A 17,735-nucleotide genomic window follows, 5' to 3' on the forward strand; every position below is an offset into this window, starting at 1 on the left:
TCATCGCGGCGGACAGCCGCCGGCGGGATCACAGTCGCCGGAGGCCAGGCCGAAGCCGATGATCGAGACGGAGATGATCGACGGCCGCTCGTTGCGCCGGCTCTGCTGCATGGCCTGCGCCGCCTCCTGCACCGCCGAGGCGGCGGCGCTGGACGCCGACAGGTTGCCCAGCACGTTGGCGACCTGGGTCGGCACGCCGACGGTCTGGCCCTTGACGTCGACATTGGCGACGTTGGCGACGAACTGGGCCGCGACGATCAGGTTGCCGGACGAGCGGATGCCGGCGGCGCCGAAATCGACCGTGCCGCGCGGCGCCACCGTCTCGACGTCGGCCGAGGGCGCGCCGGGGATGGTCTGCAGCGTGGCGATGCCGGCGCCGGTGACCGCCCCCCGCGCGTCGCGGGTGCAGTAGAAGTCGGCGTCGCAGACATAGATCGGCTCGGGCATGTCGGCCGTGGTCTTCGAGCCCTTGCCGGCGTTGATGTCGCCGTTGGACGACCAGATCATGATCGCCCCGCCCTGCTCGGTGAAGATCCGGCTCTGGGCCAGCAACACGCTGGTGTCGGTGAACATGCTGATCGTCCCCTGCTCCAGGGTCAGCACGCCCATGTTCGAGGGCCCCGCGACGACCATCCCGTCGGTGTTGACATAAGCCGCCGGCGCGGCGCTGGCGCCGATCAGGGCCCGCCCGCCCGGCCCCAGGATCGAGACGTCGCCGCCCTGCTGGGTCTGGACGGTGGAGCCGCGCAGGTCGAGGTCGCCGGTGCGGACCGGCGTCAGGGCCCCCTGCACCCCGCCGCTCAGGCTGTTGGCGGTGTAGCCCATCGCCGCCGGGAACAGCGTGTTGATGGCCTGATAGCCGCGGGCGTACTGGTGGAAATAGGAACTGGCCGGGTCGTTGTAGTCGATCCCGACCTTGGCCAGCACCGAGAACAGCACCTGGCGGTTGAAGCGCTGCTGCGCCGCCGCCGGCAGCGCCTGGAACTCGCTCCAGGCCTTGTCCAGGTTCATCGTCACCGACGGCTGGTCCTTGACCAGGCCGGTATAGACGCCGGTCCCCTCGTCCCAGGCCTTCATGTAGGCGACCAGCGCCTTCTGCACGTCGGGTCCCGCCACGGCGGGGTCGACATAGGCCTTGACGAAGGCGTCGTTGGCCACGCCCGGCCCCACGCCGAACAGCACGTCGATGTCGGCGCCGGCGTGCGGCAGATAGGGGTTCTTGGCGTTGCCGACGGCGATGATCCCGCTTGCCGCGACGGACGAGACTGTGAAGTTGGCGTAGGGGTTGGCGGCGCTCAGCTCGTAGGGATTGGCGAGGTTGATGTTGCGGCCGGCCTCCACGTCGAACACGCCCGGCCCCGCCAGATTGAGCGTGTTCATGCCCGACGGGTTGAACAGCGGGTTGACCGCCGCGATGTCCCCGCCGGCCACGATGCGGGTGATGTCGTTCTGACGAAGGTTCTGGCCCAGGAAGTCGAGGTTGACGATGTCGCCGCCCGCATAGATCTGCGCCGGCTTGTCGACGACCACGGTCACGAACCGGTCGTAGAAGCCGGCGCTGGGGCCGGTGGTCTCCTTGAGGCCGTCCACGATGTCGCCGTTCAGGCTGTAGATGCGCACCGGCTGGGCGTCGTTCGCGTGCAGGGGCGTCGGCGAGTGATCGACCAACGCGGCCGAGGTCAGGTTGAAGTCGAACACGCCCGAAGCGGTGTTGAGGGCGATCGGGCTCGGGCTGAGCGGCGACGGCAGGGTCGATGGCGAAGCGTCTATCAGGCCGAATTGCAGATCGGCCGCGTTGCCGCCGCCGGCGACCGACTGCAACAGCACGACCGACCGGTCGGCGATCAGGCTGAGCTGGCCCACGGCGGACGGATAGAGCTGCCCCGCCCGGGCGATGGTGACGCCGCCGTCGAAGGCGGTCAGCGCCACGGTCGCGGGCAGGATGTTGCTGGCGTCGCTGTTGGCCGTGCCCGGCCGGCCCGCGCCCAGCAGACTGAGGCTGGGCAGGCTGTTCAGGACCACGTCGCCCGTGGTCGTGGCGATGTTGACGGCCGAAGCGCCCGAATAGCTCTGCGCGTCGGCGAGCCAGGCCGGCCCGGCCGACGGGCTGTAGCCGCTGGTCAGCCCCGAGCCCTGGATATACGAGGGATTGACCACCGCGCCGATGTCCACGCCTTGGCGGGCGACGACGTTGAGCGCCCCGTCCTGGACGGCGAGGATGGTCGAGACGCCGATGGGGGCCGCGCCCGCCTGCGACGCCGGCGTCGTCAGGCCGCCCGAGGCGATCTGGCCGCCGGCGGCGATCACGCCGGTTCCCTTGGCCACGAAATAGGCGCCCGCCAGTATGTCGCCGCCCGCCGTGACCTTCAGGTCGCCGCCGCCGACGGTGTTCGCCGTCTGGCCGCCGTTCGACAGGTACCAGGTGGTCGGCAGGGACACGGAAAGGTTCTGGATGTCGCCGCCGGCCGAGATGGCGACGTCGCCGCCGACGCTCATCACCCCCTGGTCGAAGGCTCCGAAGTTGATCGACGACTGGGTGACCTTGCCGCCCGAGCGGACGTTGCCGGTCTGCATCCACTGGAGCCAGAACTGGCCGGTCGCCAGGCCGCTGTTGCCGCTCGGCTGCACGTTCTCGACGCCCAGGATGTCGCCGCCGACGCGGATGCTGACGTCGCCCGCCGAGTCCGGGTTGACGCTGGTGGTGGCCAGCAGGTCGAAGACGCCGAAGCCGTTGCTCTTGACGATGCTTGCGGCGGTCCCGACCGGAGCGCCGGCCGCCGGCGCGCCAGCCGTATAGATGACGCCCGGCGCGGTCTGGTCGAGCAGGCTCATGTCGTTGGCGGCGGCGACCGCGATCGAGCCGGTCCCGGTCCGGATCGTGGTCGGGCCGTACAGGGTCTGGCTGTTGCTGTCGACATAGGCGAAATGTCCGTCGAGCGAGACGTCGCCCTTCCCGGCGACCGCCGCGCTGGAGACCGCCTGGACCCCCAGCGGATCGGCGCTGGCCGCGTTCGCGCCGGCCACGATGCGATAGGAGGAGCTCTGCCCCCCGAGCAGACTGGCGAAGGCGATCGGCAACGGATTGTTCAACGACGCCACGGCCGCCGGCGCGTTGCCGGGCAGATCGCCGATGTTGACGCCCGTATAGGGTATCGACAGCGGCGCGTCCGGCGCGAACCAGATGTTGTAACTGTTCCAGGGCTTGGTGATGTTTGGGTTCTGGAAACTCCGCGTCATGGTGAGGACGTCCAGATAGCCCAGATATACGTGCACATAGGCGGCGTAGTCGGTTGGATTGCTGGACAACACCGGCGCTGTCGGCGTTCCGAACCGGGGGAAGTTCTTTGCGAAGATCCCGCTGGCGCCGCCGGTCACGGTGAAGCGGCTGTATCCGAACAGCCAGCCGCCATTGTTCACGCCCGATTGCGACAGGTCGCCGTAATAGGCGGTCAGATATTCCGTATACGAAGCGTAGTTCGTCGGGATCGGCGCCGCGATGCGAAGCGGCGTGATCGGCAGCATGAAGCCCGCATATTTCGGATCCGCCCAGGCGCTCATGTCGGCGCCCCACGCGTTGGCGTACTGGAGATAGTTTCCGTAATAGGCGGGCGCCTGGTTCTTGAGCGGCGCGCCGAGGAGCGCGTTCGGATCGAGCCCCGTCAGCGACTGGTTCGTACCGTCCGCGAACTGCACGGTCACCGAGGCCGGATTGTCCGTGGCGGACAGCTGCTGGAACAGCGACTGGGCCTGGTCGTAGGTGCCGCCGCCCCCCGCCGACCCGGCGGCGCCGAGAATGCTCGCCACCTGGCTCTGGAAGAAGCCGTCGGTGATGCTCGCCTTCGCGACGAAGTCTCCGACGGCGCGGAACGAGATGTAGGGCGCGATGGCGTCCTTGTAGCGATAGGCGGGCGTGATCGAGCCGCTGTTGTTCGGCCGCCCCGCGCCGAGGTTCCAGTTGCTGAGGACCGTGACGCCGCCGCCGTTGACGGTCCCGTCGGGGTTGGCGAGCTCGACGCCGGGCGCGACCTGGAAGTTGGCGACGTTGGCGAAACGGGCGTTGACCGCCGGACCGACCGGCAGGTTCCGAATATAGCCCATCAGGGTTCCCGAGCCCTGGGCGGCGTCGCCGTTCAGGTAGCCGTAGAAGCTCTGGTGCGCGGCGTTGGGCGCGGTCGGGGTGAAGTAGTACTGGCTGAGATAGCTCGCCAGCTGGTCCGGCGTCGGGCTGGCCAGGGCATTGCCGCTCTGGTCGGTCCAGGTCCCGGCCGCCATCGAGCCGTCGGCGTTGTACCAGCCGGCCGGATCGACGAGCCCGTCGAAGTGCTTGCCGCCGCCGTAGGTCAGCGGGTCGGTCGTGCTCCAGACGGCGAAGGCTTCCAGCGTGGTGGCGCGCGAGCCCTTGATCTGGGCGCTCGGCGAGACGACGACATTGACGTCGCCGTTGGCCAGCAGCGGCGCGCGGATGTTGACCACCCCGCCCGACAGGCCGCCGGCGGCCCCGCCCGAGACGTCTATCAGGGCGTGGTCCCCCAGCCGGATCACCCCGGAATTCGCCGCCGAGACCAGCTCGTAGCCGTAGGTCGGGTCGAGCTGGACCACGCCGCCGACAGTGTCGGGGACTCCGACCGTGCCGATCTCCACCGAGCCGCCGCGCTTGACGGCGCTGGAGCCGGTCGCCAGCAGCGCGCCTTCGAGATCGACCCCGCTCTTGCCGTAGAGCTTGATCTGGCCGCCCTTGCTCCCGGAGGCGTCGATGGTCCCGGCGACGAGGATGTTGCCGCCGCTCGGGTCCTGGCCGCCGGCGCCGCCGTCGGCGGTGAGCGAGACGGCCTGGGCCCGGATCGTCCGGCCGGCCGACAGCGTCAGGTTCCCGGCGCGGGTGTGGACCGTCACGGCGCTGTTGACGCCGCTGGCGGCCAGCAGGCCCGCCAGGTTGTCGAGGTCGACCGCCCCGCCGGTGTCGAGGCTGAGCGAGCCGCCGGCGTAGCCGGCCGCCGCCGCGCCCTTGATGACGCCGGCCAGCTGCACGGTGCGGCCAGGGGCCGACAGGGTCAGGCCGCCCGCCGCGCCGCCGCCCGCCGCGCCCGAGACGTCGAGCGTCGAGCCGGCCTGGACGTCGAGCAGCCCCTTGTCGGCCGTCAGCTTGATGATCCCGCCCGGCGCGTACTGGACGGTGTCGTAGAAGGTCTTGGCCAGGCCGGTCGAGCTCAGGGTCGAGCCCGAGGCGACGACCAGGTCGCCGCTGGTCGCCTCGAGGCTGACATTGCCGGCCGGCGCCGACAGCGTCGCGCCGTTCACCGTCACCGCGCCGCCCTTGAAGCTGAACGCGCCGCCGATCGGCTTGAGGGCGAGCGCCGTCCCGCCGGCCCCGTTCAAGGTCAGGGCACCGGTGGTGGTCAGGCTGGTCGCCGAGCCGGTGTCGGCCAGGAAGACCGGCGCGGCGAAGGTCGCATCGGCCCCGCCCAGGTCGAAGGCGCCGCTCCCCTGCCCGATGACGCCGCCGGCGGCGGCGACCGTCACGGCGCCGAAGCCCGCCAGGCTCTTGCTCCCCGCCCCGAGGTCGATCTCGGCGGCGGCGACCGTCAGCCGGCCGGTGTTCGCGCCCGCCGACACGGCCGTGGTCGGCGCCCCGAGGTCGTTGGTGAACGCGATCTTGGAGCCGGTCAGGGACACCTGGCCGCGGCCGACGAAGCGGCCGGCCGACAGGTCGACGGCCTGGCCGAAATTCAGGCTGACGTCGCCGTCGAAGACGACGTCGCCGAAGCTGCGCAGGTCGACCTGCTTGGCGCTGGCGAACTGGGCCAGGCCGTTGGGCCCGACCACGAAGCCGGACAGGCCGGCGGGGTTGGCCGCGTTGGTGAAGGTGATGGTCGGCGCGTCGACGGCGATCTCGCTCCCGGCGAAGCGGGCGGCCGGATCGAAGTTGAGGCCCCCCGAGGAGTCGAGGGTCAGCGCCGCGCCGCCGTCGATGGAGGCCCCCGCCGCCACGGTCAGCAGGCCCTGCGGGTTTGCGCCGACGTTGCTGCGGATGACGCCGGTCTGGCCGCCGTTGGAGACGCGCAGCAGCGCGCCGTCGCCGCTGTGGCTGGCGTCGCCGATGAGGATCGGCTGCGCGCCGCCGGCGGGCAGGCTTCCGCTGGCGGCGATCACGCCGCCCGACTGCACCCAAAGGCCGTTGGCGGCGTTGGGATCGGTCGCGGTCGGGTCGCTCTTGGCGACCAGCAGGATTTCCGGCGCCGTCAGCGGATGGGCGGCGTCGTTGGAGACCACCACGCTGTTGGAGACGACGTTGATCGCCACGCCTTTGGCGGTCTGGCTGCGCACGCCGCCGATCAGCAGGCTGCCGGCGCCCAGCGCGTCGAGGTCGCTGGCCGAAAGCTGCAGATAGCCGGCGAGCGCGGTCTGGCCGGCCCCGACGATCTGGATGTCCTGCGAGGCGATGTCGACCTTGCCGGCGGCGCCGTCCTTGCCAGCGGCGGTGTTCAGGGTCGAGCCCAGGCTGAGCGATCCGGTCGCCGCCAGCACCAGCTGGCCGGCGTCCCGCGCCAGGGCGGGTGCGACCGTCCCCGCCGCCTTGGCCTGGGCGGCGAAGAAGCTGTCGGCGTCGGTCAGGCGGTATTCGGAGGCCTTGCCCCACACCGCCGCCGATTGAACGCTGAACAAGCTGGGCGTGGCCCTGCGCGCGCCGCTCAGGGCGTCGGCGAAGTAGCCGGCGACGACGTTGGTCCCGTCAGCCAGGACGCTCCCCTGCCCGGCCGCGACATTGGCCGCGCCGGTCTGCTGCACCACCCGGAAGGCGCCGGGCATGGTGGCGTACTTGGCCGGCAGCAGGGTGTAGATTCCGGCCGGCAGGCCTGGGACGCCGGACAGGTAGACCGCCTTGCCGACGAGGTCGCCCGCGCCGGCCTGGCCGACGCCGAGGCTGGTGGTGCGGCCAGGGCTGGTCGGGTCCGCCTGCTGGGCGAAGACCGGATCGTAGGCCGCCACCGGAGCCGAATAGCCCGGCACGACCGCATAGACGTTGCGCGCGTCGGGATAGAGCGGAACGGTCGCGCCGGTGGCGCCGCCGGCGTAGCTGACGTTGTACGCCGACAGCAGGTCGCGCGTGCCGCCGGCGCCGGGAACCCATTCGCTGGCCTGCAGCACGCCGCCGCCGGACAGGTCGACGTTCGCGCCCGCCTGGAGCGAGACGCTGCGTCCGTTGAGGGTGACCACCTTGGCCGGCGGCGCGGTCAGCGTCGGGGCGACCCCGTTGGGTTGGCCCGGATAGCTCCAGTTGGTCCCGTCGGTGGTCACGCCGTAGGGCAAGGTCGCCGTCCCCGCCGACACCGAGGTCAGCCCCCCGGCCGCCAGGGTCACGCTCTGGGTGGCGGTCAGCGGCGCGCCGCCGAAGGCGGCCTGGACGGAGGCGTCGGTCGGGTCGCCGACGCCGAGCACGATGGCTCCGAACGGGGCGCGCAGCGCGCCGCCCTGGACGATGTTGGTCGCATCGACCAGCAGCGCGCCGCCGGCCGACAGCGGCGTCGAGGACGCGCCGCCCGCCTGGAAGGTGATGGTGGTCGGGTTCGGCCCCACCGCCGCCAGCACGAAGCGCTCGCCGCTGGCCGGATAGACGCTGGCGGCCTGCAGGGTCAGGTCGCCGGGCGTGAACAGCAGGCCCGCCGCCAGCCCCTTCTGGTCGGTGGTGAAACCGGTCGAGGACAGGCGGATGTCGCCGCGGCTGACCAGGCTGGTCTTGGCGAAATCGCCGAGGGCCGCCTGGTTCGAGATGTCGATGAAGCCGGCGTTGATCGAGAGCGTCGCATCGCCAAGCATCGCCGCGGTGTTGACCAGCGAGGCCGCGTGGCTGTCGACGCGGCCGGCCAGGGCGACATAGGGCGCGGCGATCGACACCGACGCTCCGCCGGTGTTCGCCGTCCCGGCCGCCAGCTGCGGGATCGCGACGGCGCCGGCGGGCAGCGCCAGGATCTGCGAGGCGTTGACGACGACGGCGCGGCCGAGGTTCAGGTCGACGCCGCCCGCGAAGGCCACGATCGGGCTGGCGTCGCGGTTGGACGAGGGGCCGCCGAGCACCAGGGTGTCGATCCCCGAGCCCTTGAGGCGGTCGACCGCGAAGACGACCGCGCCCTGGCCGGGATTGACGATGGCCTGGCCCGGGGTCAGGCCGGCCGGGACCAGGGCTCCGCTCTGCTGCAGGATCAGCCCGCTCGCCCCCGCGGCGTTGCTGATCTGCCCCTGATAGGTCGTCGCGCCATTGTTCGCGAGGGTCTCCGGCAGCAGGGTCAGCGCGCCGCCCTGCGCCTGCGGCGCGCCGCCCGCGGCCTTGAAGGCGCCGTCGAAGAACAGGCCGTTCCCCGCCCCCAGGGTGATCGCCCCGGCGTTGCTCCATGCCGGCCCCGGCGCGTAGCGCGTGGTCCCGTCGGGCGCGGCCTGCAACTGATCGAACACGGCCGACGCGCCCGAGACGTTGATGAGGGAGCCCGCCTCGGCCACCACGTAGCCGGCGGCGTCGGACAGCGTCACCGTCCCGCCGTTCAGCACCTTGCCGATGGTCGGCTGGACCAGGGCGCCGCCGATGTTGACCGGCTTGGCGTAGGGATCGGTCAGCGCCACGCCCGAGACGTCGAGCACCGCGTTGGAGCCGAGCCAGACCGACTTGTCCGGCGTGGTGAAGTCGATGCCCGACGACATGCCCGCCGCCTTGGCGTAAACGCTGCCGGTGTCGCCGGTGAGCGTCACGGCCCCGCCCGGCGCGCGGATGGCCCCCAGCACGGTGACGCCGCCGACGCCGCCCAGGGTCACCGCCGCGCCGGGATCGGCGTCGATCGTCGCGCCCTTGCCGAGGATGGTCCGGTTGGAGACGCCCGCATAGGCTTGCAGCGCCCCCCAGACCACGTCGCCGCCGGCGGTCAGGGTCAGGTTGGTCGCCTGGCGGTGATAGGCGTCGAGCTGGCCGAGGCCGACCAGGCCGGCGGCGGCGAGGTCGGTCCCGCTCGGCGCGGCCGCCAGGGCGGCGGGATCGGCGATCAGGGTCTTCTGAGTCAGCCGCACCTGGGCGCCGTCGGCGACGGTCGTGTCGTAGATGGCGTTGAGCTGATAGGCGCCGAAGCCCTGGCCGGCGAAGAAGGTCTCAGGCAGCGCCAGGTCCCAGGCGTGGGCGGCCGCGGGATCGCCGCCGATCTGGAAGCCCAGCGCCTGCAGGGTCAGCTTGCCGCCGCCCGAGAAGCCGGCGCTGCGGATCGTCCCGTTCATCGCCAGCGCGCCGGCGGTCGGCTGCGCCGGCGGGAGGACCGCGCCATAGGCGTCGGTGGGGTGGAAGTTCCAGGTGGTGAGCGAGACGTCGCCGCCCTTGCCGACCGCGACGCCGTTCTTGGTCAGCAGGCCGCCGGCCAGCAGCACGCCGCCGCTGGACACGTCGATCAGGCTGCCCTTGTCGAGCGTGATCGAAGCGCCCAGGCCCGCCGACAGGCTGACACCGCCGCCGTTGACGAAGGCGTCGGCGCCCGGCGCGGTGAGCAGGCCGCTGTCGTTGACCCAAAGCCCCGCGGTGCTCAGCACCCCGCCAGGCCCGACCCTGATGTCGCCCGGACGGAAGTTCTGGGCCGGCCCGGCGATCGCGGCGTCCACGCCGTCGGTTTCCAGCGAGATCAAGCCCGACGGCGCGATCAGCCGGCCCAGCACGGTGATGTCGCCGCCGTAGGGCGCCTTGTAGCTGATCGTCCCGCCCGGCTGGACGCTCAGCGTCGTCCCCTCGGCGACCACGAGGTTCCGCGCCGAGCCGGAGGCGGTGAGCGGATTGATCGTGACCTTGGCGAAGCCGCCCGCGCTCAGCATCTTGGCGGGGATGGCCTGCCAGCCCAGCACGTTGTTCGGGTCGTTCGGATCGAGCGCGCCCAACGCCTTGGCGTCGAACGCCGTCGAGATGTCGAAGTTCGCGGCGTAGCGCGACAGGGCCGGCGCGGCGTCCTGGATGATGATCGACGCCTTCGTGCCGATAGCGCTGGCGGGGCCGCCGTAGAAGGCGTCGACGCCGGAGGTGATGAGGCTCGATCCGCTCCCGAAATCCAAGGCGCCGCCGGTCGGCAGAAACCCGCCGCCGGCCGCCGGCCCAGCCGGCGCGCGGCCGGCGACGGCCTGGTTGATCCCGGCGACGGCCTGGGCGGACATCGTTCCGTCCAGCACCGCCACGTGCTCGCCATAGACGGTGAGCGCGCCGCCGTTCCCGCCGGCGATGCTTTCGGGCCGGTAGCTGCTGGCCGCGCCGTACAGCGAATTGGAGAAGGTGTCGGTGACGCCCCAGCGACGGTGATCGACCGTGCTGACGCCGGCGACGCCGACATAGACGTTGTTGGGATTGGCGGCCCCGATGGCGACGATGTGGCCGGTGGAGTCGATCAGCCGGGTGGTGGCGACCGAACCGCCCAGATAATGGGCGTAGCCGCCGTCGAGGTTGAGCAGCGAGCCGGCGGCGGTCAGAACCTGATCGCCGGCCAGGGTGATCGAGCCGGCGTTGACCAGCAGCTGGTCGATCTTGCGCGGAATGAGCTGGGCGTAGCCGGCGGCGTTGAGGATCGGACTGCCGACCCAGGCCTTGCCGTCGGCGGTGGTCCCGGCCAGCGTCGAATCCAGCACGATGTACTGAAGATTGAGCAGGCCCGTCTGGTTGGGATCGTCGGCGATCTCGTTCTGGGTGATCAGCTTGATGGTGACCAGCGAGGCGCTGGCGGGCAGTTGGACGTCGGTCAGGCCAGCGACGTCGATGGTCGCGCCGTTGTCGACATAGACGCGGCCGGGGATCGCGTTGAGGCCCGTCTCGAAATTCGGCATCGCGCCGGCGCCGGTGGTCGTCATGGCCGCCACCGAAACGGCGGCGCCGGGCGCTTCGAGCAGGGAGCCGTTCTTGAACCAGACGGCGCCGCCGGTGACCGAGATGCGCCCCGGCGTGAAACTGGAGGTCGGGGACGAGGTGGCGGTCTCGCCGTCCTCCTCCGGCAGGTTGGCCGTCACCGAGCCGCTCCCGAAGGAGACGAGGCCGATCCGATGCGGCTGCTGATCGGTGGAATCCGCGCCGACGATCGTTTCGTCGACCGCCGAGATGACGATGCGCCCAGGATAGCTGATCCCTGTCGTCGCCAGCACCGCGCCGTTCTGGGCGACGTTCGTGCCCAACAGGTTGACCGTGCCGCGAGACGCCTGGACGAGACCGGTGTTGGTCAGCGTCGAGATCGGCGTTCCGTCGCTGGAGTCGGCGTTGACGATCCGGCCGGTGAGCTTGGGCAGCAGCACCGCCGAACCATTGACCGGATTGCGCCAGAAGCCCACGCCGACGCCGGCGGCCAGGATGGCCTGGCCGTCGGGCGTGCTGATCTGACCGGCGTTGGAGACGTTCGTCCCCGCGATCAACACATAGCCGCCATTGCCCTGGGCGCCGTTGCCGTGGGTCGAGATGCTGGCGCCCTGCGCGATGGTGATGTCGCCGGCCGGCTGATAGGCCGCCCCGGGCCTCATATTGACCGCGCCGCCAAGGCCGAGGACCAGGTTGCTGTTGCCCGTCCCGCCGGTGGCTTCCGGCCCGGCGACGCCGGTGGCGAGGAAGGTGAGGTTGGAGTTGGCGACGGCCTGGTCCCAGGCGGCCGTGCCGGGGGTCAGGCCGGCGGTCTTCTCGCCGAGGAAGGACAGCGACGAGGCGACCAGGGCGTGGGTGTCGACCTGGGAGGCCCCGCCGAACAGGATGCCGTTCTGGTTGATCAGGTAGACCGAGCCCTCGGCCTTGATCCGGCCGAGGATCTGGCTGGGCTTGCCGGACGGGTCGACGACGCGGTTGAGGGCGATCCAGTTGTTGGCGCCGTTGGCCTGGGTCCCGCCGGTCTGGTCGAAGTGGACGGTGGTGTCCCTGCCGATATTGAAGCTGTCCCAGGTCAGGATCGCTTTCTGTGCGGTCTGCTCGATGGTGACCGTGGTCTGGCCGCCGGCGTCGACGGCCTGGGCCGGCGCCTTGGCGTTCTGCCAGAGCAAGGGGTTCGCGGAGATCGCGGCGGCGGGCGCCAACCCGCCGGGGGCTAGGCCGTTGGGAACCGAGGACGTCGCCGACTGGGCGGCGACGCGGGCCTGGGCCTGGGCCGACAGCTGGGTCCGCACGGCGGCGACGGCGGCGGCGAGGTCGGCGGCCGAACGCGCCGTCTTCTGCTGGGCGTCGCTCGGGCTCATCACGCGCGGGGCGGCGCCGGGAAGGCCGGCCGCCGTCCCGCCGCCGCCCGACTGCGCCGTCGCCGGCGTCGCGCGGATGGTCGAGAGCACCTGGGCGTGGGCGGACTGGACGGCGAACAGGGTCAGCGCGCTGACGCCGGTCAGCAGCAGGCGGCGGGAGCGGAAGGAGACGGTGCTGGACATGACGAACCTAAAGTCCCCGTGGACGGATAAGGGAGACGCGCGACGGTCTGGCGACGGCGCATGCTCCGGATGGCGATGAACGGTCGGCCGCGCCGGTCATTTCGGCGGCCGGGGTGCGATCGGACTGGCGTAGACGGGCGGCGGCGGGCGATAGGGCTCGGCGGATTTGCCGAGATTGGGCCCCATGCGCTGGGCGACCGCCGAGAAGCTGAAGGTTCCGGCCCGGCTGGGGACCTGGGCGTCGCGGACGGCGGCGTCGCGGGCGCCGGCGAGCGGCGGCGGCCGGCCGGCGCTGGCGGCGGCCTTCACCTGCCGGTCGAGACAGGCCAGGTCGAGGCCGTGGCCGCCGGCGGGCGCGGCCGGCAGGCAGGCGTCCGGGCGCCGGCCGTTGACGACCACCTCGTCGACCGGGGCCGGCGCGGACGGTTCGGCGGCGGCGGACGCGCCCGCGATCATCGCCCAGGCGATGGCGAGGGCGAGGGCGGCCGCGGGAACGCCCCGCCGCGCCCCGACCCGAGGCCCGGCGGCGCCGCGCCCTCCAAGGGGTCTTTCAGCGCGCACGACCGCCCGCCCCGCCTCAGAACTTCACGTTGAGGTCGGCCTGGAACAGGTCGATCTTCAACGGCGGCCCATAGACCTCCTCGGTGCTCATCCAGCGCGCGCCTATCGAGGTGTGCCGGAAGAGGCCGTACTCGGCCCCGAGGGTCCAGCCCTTGGCGTTGGTGCCGCCCAGGTGGAAGTCCTGGTCGGTGAAGGCGTCGAGCAGGGCGTCCGGATCGATGTGGCGATAGGAGGCCGACACGCTCCAGTCGCCGAACTTCTCGATCTTCGGACGGCCGACCGTGCCGCGCACCAGCCAGGCGGTCCCGCCCGACTGGAACAGGGCCTTGCCGGCCGGGCACTGGCCGCCGACCAGGGCGACCGAGCAGGTCTCGTTGTTGTTGATGATCTGCGACAGGCCCGAGGCGGTGTTGAAGCCGCGACGTTGGATGTCGCCGGCGCCGTAGGCCAGGTTGTAGGCGTAGTGGCCGGCCAGGTTCAGGTGCACCCGGTCGTTGACCGCGTAGTCGACGGCGGCGGAGACGTCGAGGACCCGGAACTTCGAGGCCAGGCCGTAATACTGCGGCGCGGCGGTGTTGTTGGGGTCGGCGGTGATGATGTCGCGCAGGGCGAACAGGGTGTTGCCCGCCTGCAGATAGCCTGGCCGCGAGCCGTCGGTGAGACAGAAGGCCGAGGTGTTGAGACAGGCCGGCGACAGCCGCCCGGCCACGTTCTCGTAACCGTAGTAGGCGAGGTCCAGGGCGAGGGCGAGCCTGTCGGTCGGCTTCCAGTCGGCGCCGGCCTGGCCGGCGAACAGCCATTTGCTTCCCTTGGAGTCGGGGGTCTTGGCCAGGCCCGTGGTCGGCTCGTCGTCAGGGGCGTAGGACAGCGGGAAGGCCCCGGCGATCACGTGGGCGCTGAGCCCTTCGACGACCGGCAGCGGCCGCTCATAGCTGGCGGCGACGCCGTCGAGATTGACCTCGGAGCTCCAGACCAGCTCGGTCTGCCGGAAGGGATTGGCCATGCGGCCAAGCCACAGGTGCTGGCCTTCGAAGCGGTGGATGTCGACATAGGCCCGGTCGAGCCAGATGCCCTTGTCGGTGAAGTAGCCGCCCAGGGTCTGGTTGGTGCTGTCGGGATTGGTCTGCGAACCGGTGGCGATGCGGAAATAGGCGGTGACCGACGGGTCGATGTCGGCCTCCAGCGCCAGGCGCGCGCGGATGCGCTGGATATTGCGGTCGGTGCGCGAATTGCGGATCGGCGGATTGACCCCGCCCGTGTTGTTCGGATCGTACGGGTTGCCGCCGTTGACGGCGCCGACATTGACGAAGTCGCCGGCGTTGCCGCCGTCGAGGAAGCGGCCTTCGTCGCGGTAGCGGAAGTCGCCGCTGATCCTGACGCCGCGCACCCATTCGGGAAGCGCGCCGGGCGCCACCAGGCCCTCCTTCCTGGCGTCGGCCAGCACCTCCTGCTTGACCTCTTCCTTGATCTGGGCGCGCACGAAGTCGGGCACATAGCGCACGCTGGTCCCCGGCGCGGCCGAGGCCGGCGAGACCGCCGCCACCGCCGTCTGGGCGCTGGTCTGGGCGGTCTGGGCCGACTGCGCCGCGCTCTGCGCCGTCTGGGCGGTGGCGCGGGCCTGGGCCGCCTCGGCCTCGGCCTGGGCGATCATGGCGTCGGCCTCGGCCCGGCTGAGGATGCGCTTCTTCACCAGGGCGTTGATCAGGTTGACCGTGGCGATCTGCGAGGCCCCGTCGCCCTGGGCGAGGGCCTCGGTCGCGGTGAAAGCGGTCGACACCAACAGCGCCGCCAGGAGCGCGGCGCGGCGCGCGCGGCCGGGGACGTACTTGCAAGACATGGAGGAGGTTTCCCCTTTCGGCGCGGCGCGCCGGGTTGTGCAGGTCGGCGCGCGGGCGCCGGAGGCGGATGCGAAAGCGAGGACGGAAGCGGCCTGCCGGGTCATCCCGGCCTCCGCAGGTCGAGAGCCAGGTTGACCGGCATGGCCAGGCTGGGATCGGGCGGGCGCACCGCCCGGCCGACCAGGGCCGCCTCGACCAGGTCGGCGTGGCTTCCGCCCTCGACCTGGACGCGGGCGATCTTGCCGCCCGGCTCGATCCACACCCGCACCTTGGCGTGCAGCGCCGCCCCGCGCAGGGTCTTGTCGCTCTCCCAGGCGCGGCGGAACTCGCCTTCCAGATAGGCCGCGTAAGCGGCGCGGTTGAAGCCGCCGAGGCCCGAGCCGATGCGGCCCGAGCCGTTCATGCCGCCGCCCGGCCCCGAGCCGATGTTGAAGGCGTCGCCGCCAGCCTGGGCCGGGCCGTTGATCGACATGGCCTGGCCCGGCGAAGCCGCCGCCTGCGGGCTCGGGCTCGGCGGCTGCGGGCTCGGCGTCGGTTGGTTGACCGGCTGGGGCGGAACCTCCTCCGGCTTCGGCTCGGGCGGCTTGACCTCGGGCGGCGGCGGCGGCGGAGGCGGCGGCGTGACCGGGATCAGCACCGAGTCCGCCGCCGCCTGGCGCGTCGTCGTCGACTGCTGGGTCGAGGCCCACCACACCCCGGCGACGATCGCCAGCAGCGCCGCCCCGCCCAGGAGCCGCGGCCCCAGCGGCCGGCGCACGCTATAGCCCGATGGCGAGGCTGCCAGCATGGCTCAGCCCCCCACCCGGCCCTGGGCCTTGCCGGTCACCAGGCCGAACTTAGTGATGTCCAGCCGCCGCAGCAGGTCGAGCACCTCGACCACCTTGGCGTACTGCACCGCCCCGTCGCCCTTGACCACCACGGGAAAGTCCGGCGTCTGGGCCTGCTGCGAACGCAGCCGGTCCTCCAGCTCGCCCATCGAGACCGGGAAAGCCTCGTAATAGACCTGCCCCGCCGGATCGATGGTGATCGCCTTGGTGTTCGAGGCCAGCGACGCGGCCGAGCTGGCCTTGGGCAGGTTGACCTTGATGCCCTGCACGCTGGCCGTGGTCATGATGATGAAGATGACCAGCAGCACGAAGCACAGGTCGAGCATCGGCGTGACGTTGATGTCGTCGTAGGGCTTGGCGTCGGTGTTGATCTTCACGGGCCCGCCCCCCTACTCGGCCGCCCGCAGCTGCTGACGCAGCGCGCGGCGGTGGAGGTTGGCGAAGCGGGTGATCAGCCTGTCGACGAAGACCTGCAACCCGGCGGAGACCTCGGCGTTGCGGCTGGCGATGTAGTTGTAGCCGAACAGGGCAGGGATCGCGACCAGCAGGCCGACCACGGTGGCCAGCAAGGCCGCCGACACCCCCGGCGCGATGGCGTTGACATTGACGTCGCCAGCCAGGGCGATGGCCGCGAAGGTGATCATCACCCCCAGCACCGTGCCGAGCAGGCCGATGAACGGGCCGCCCGAGATGGCGATGGTCAGCAGCACCATGCCCCGGCCCAGCCTCTGGGTCTCGGCGACCTGCGCCGCGTCCAGGCTGGCCCGGATCGCCTCCACCGTCTCCTCGACCAGGGCGTCCTGCGCATCCTCCGCCCGCGCCTGCTCGAACTCGGCCACGCCCGCCCGGTAGATCCGCGCCAGCGGGCTGTCGTCCAGCGCCCCGCGCGTGGCCGCGTCCAGCCCCTGCATCCAGCCGCCCGACAGGATGTCGCCGCGCTGGCGCTCGAACAGCTGGGTGAACAGCCGGTCGGCCCGCGCCGCCCGGCCGACATAGGCCCCCTTGACGTACATCACCACCCACGAGGCCAGCGACATCAGCGCCAGCACCCCGATCACCACCCAGGCGTCGATGGTGACGTTCTTGAAGATCACCCCGAAGTAGCCGAAGCCCTCGCCTGACGGCTTCTCGTCGGCCCCGAAGCCGACCAGCTTGCCGCCGCGCCCCTGGCTGGCGAAGGTGGCCTGCGCCCAGGCCTGGTCCCGCGCCGTCGACGACAGCCGCGTCTCGTCCAGCTCGCCCACGAAGCCCTCGCCCAGGTTCGCCGCCCCCGACAGCGCCGGCAGCGGCGTCGCCAGCTGCGCCGCCAGCGCCCCGTCGACATAGAGCCGCGCCCCCTTGGCGTCGGCCGACACCGTCAGCTGCGACCAGTCGCCGATCGGCGAGCCCGCCGCCGCCCGCTGGCCGGCGATCTCGACATAGGGCGCGCCCCGCGCCAGGCCGATCACCAGGCCGCCCGTCTTGTACAGCGCCGCGTCCTGCGCGCCGTCCGGCTTGAGCCAGGTCTCGAAGGTGAAGCCGTCGGCCGGACCAGCCGCGCTGGCCGGCGCCGCGGCGATGGTCAGCGGCCGGCCGTCGAACCGCGCCGCCTGGCCGACAGCCCCGGCCGCGTAGCCCACCGTCCCTTGCGCCGCCGTGGCGTTGGCGGTGGCGTCGGCCAGGTCGCCGGCGAAGTGGAACACCGCCCGGTAGGACGCATCGAAGGTCTTGGCCGCCGAGCCGACCGGCTCGGCCTTCTGCGACCCGTAATACAGATAGAGCTTGGCCTGGCCGCCGGCCGGCAGCTCCGGCAGGTCCACCCACACCATCGCCAGCCCGACCTTGGGATCGAACCGCTCGATGTGGAAGGCCAGCGGCGTCTTGTCGTCCTGGGCCACGAAGCGCAGGTCCGAGCCGTCGGCCTTGGCGTCCTCGAAGCGGAAGTTCGAGCTGTCCAGCCGGATCAGCAGCGGGAAGCGCTTCTCCGGCGCGGCGATCTTCGCCGCCGCCGTGTCCACCGCCACCTGCTTGCGGTACGACCAGCTCCCGTCCCACCACGCCAGAGCCGGCGTGGTCAGCGCCGCGGCCAGGGCCGCGCCCAGCGCCAGACGGACAATGTTGTTCTTCATCGTTCTACCCC

6 protein-coding genes are annotated in these 17,735 nt (G+C 71.7%); all 6 read right to left on the bottom strand.

What is annotated here, in order from left to right; translation table 11 throughout:
* Positions 1-12,390 (bottom strand): filamentous haemagglutinin family protein, encoded by a 12,390-nt coding sequence (locus tag C5708_RS15815; RefSeq protein WP_242922616.1) that lies wholly within the window; start codon positions 12,388-12,390, stop codon positions 1-3.
* Positions 12,391-12,486: 96 nt separating this feature from the next.
* Positions 12,487-12,951 (bottom strand): hypothetical protein, encoded by a 465-nt coding sequence (locus C5708_RS15820; protein WP_242922618.1) that lies wholly within the window; start codon positions 12,949-12,951, stop codon positions 12,487-12,489.
* 16 nt (positions 12,952-12,967) lie between these two features.
* Positions 12,968-14,788 carry a putative porin gene (locus C5708_RS15825; RefSeq protein ID WP_242922619.1) on the bottom strand — a complete coding sequence of 607 codons (1,821 nt, stop codon included), beginning with the start codon at positions 14,786-14,788 and terminating at the stop codon, positions 12,968-12,970.
* A gap of 101 nt (positions 14,789-14,889) precedes the next feature.
* Complete coding sequence (locus C5708_RS15830) at positions 14,890-15,576, bottom strand: hypothetical protein (RefSeq protein ID WP_242922620.1); 687 nt, start codon at positions 15,574-15,576, stop codon at positions 14,890-14,892.
* A gap of 3 nt (positions 15,577-15,579) precedes the next feature.
* Positions 15,580-15,993: a biopolymer transporter ExbD gene (locus C5708_RS15835; RefSeq protein WP_242922621.1), complete on the bottom strand. Its 414-nt coding sequence runs from the start codon at positions 15,991-15,993 to the stop codon at positions 15,580-15,582.
* A gap of 12 nt (positions 15,994-16,005) precedes the next feature.
* Positions 16,006-17,724, bottom strand: a complete 1,719-nt coding sequence (locus C5708_RS15840; RefSeq protein ID WP_242922622.1) for a DUF2341 domain-containing protein — start codon at positions 17,722-17,724, stop codon at positions 16,006-16,008.
* Positions 17,725-17,735 lie beyond the last annotated feature (11 nt).

Source organism: Caulobacter sp. CCUG 60055 (assembly GCF_022750545.1).
In the GTDB taxonomy this organism is placed as follows: Bacteria; Pseudomonadota; Alphaproteobacteria; order Caulobacterales; family Caulobacteraceae; genus PUIC01.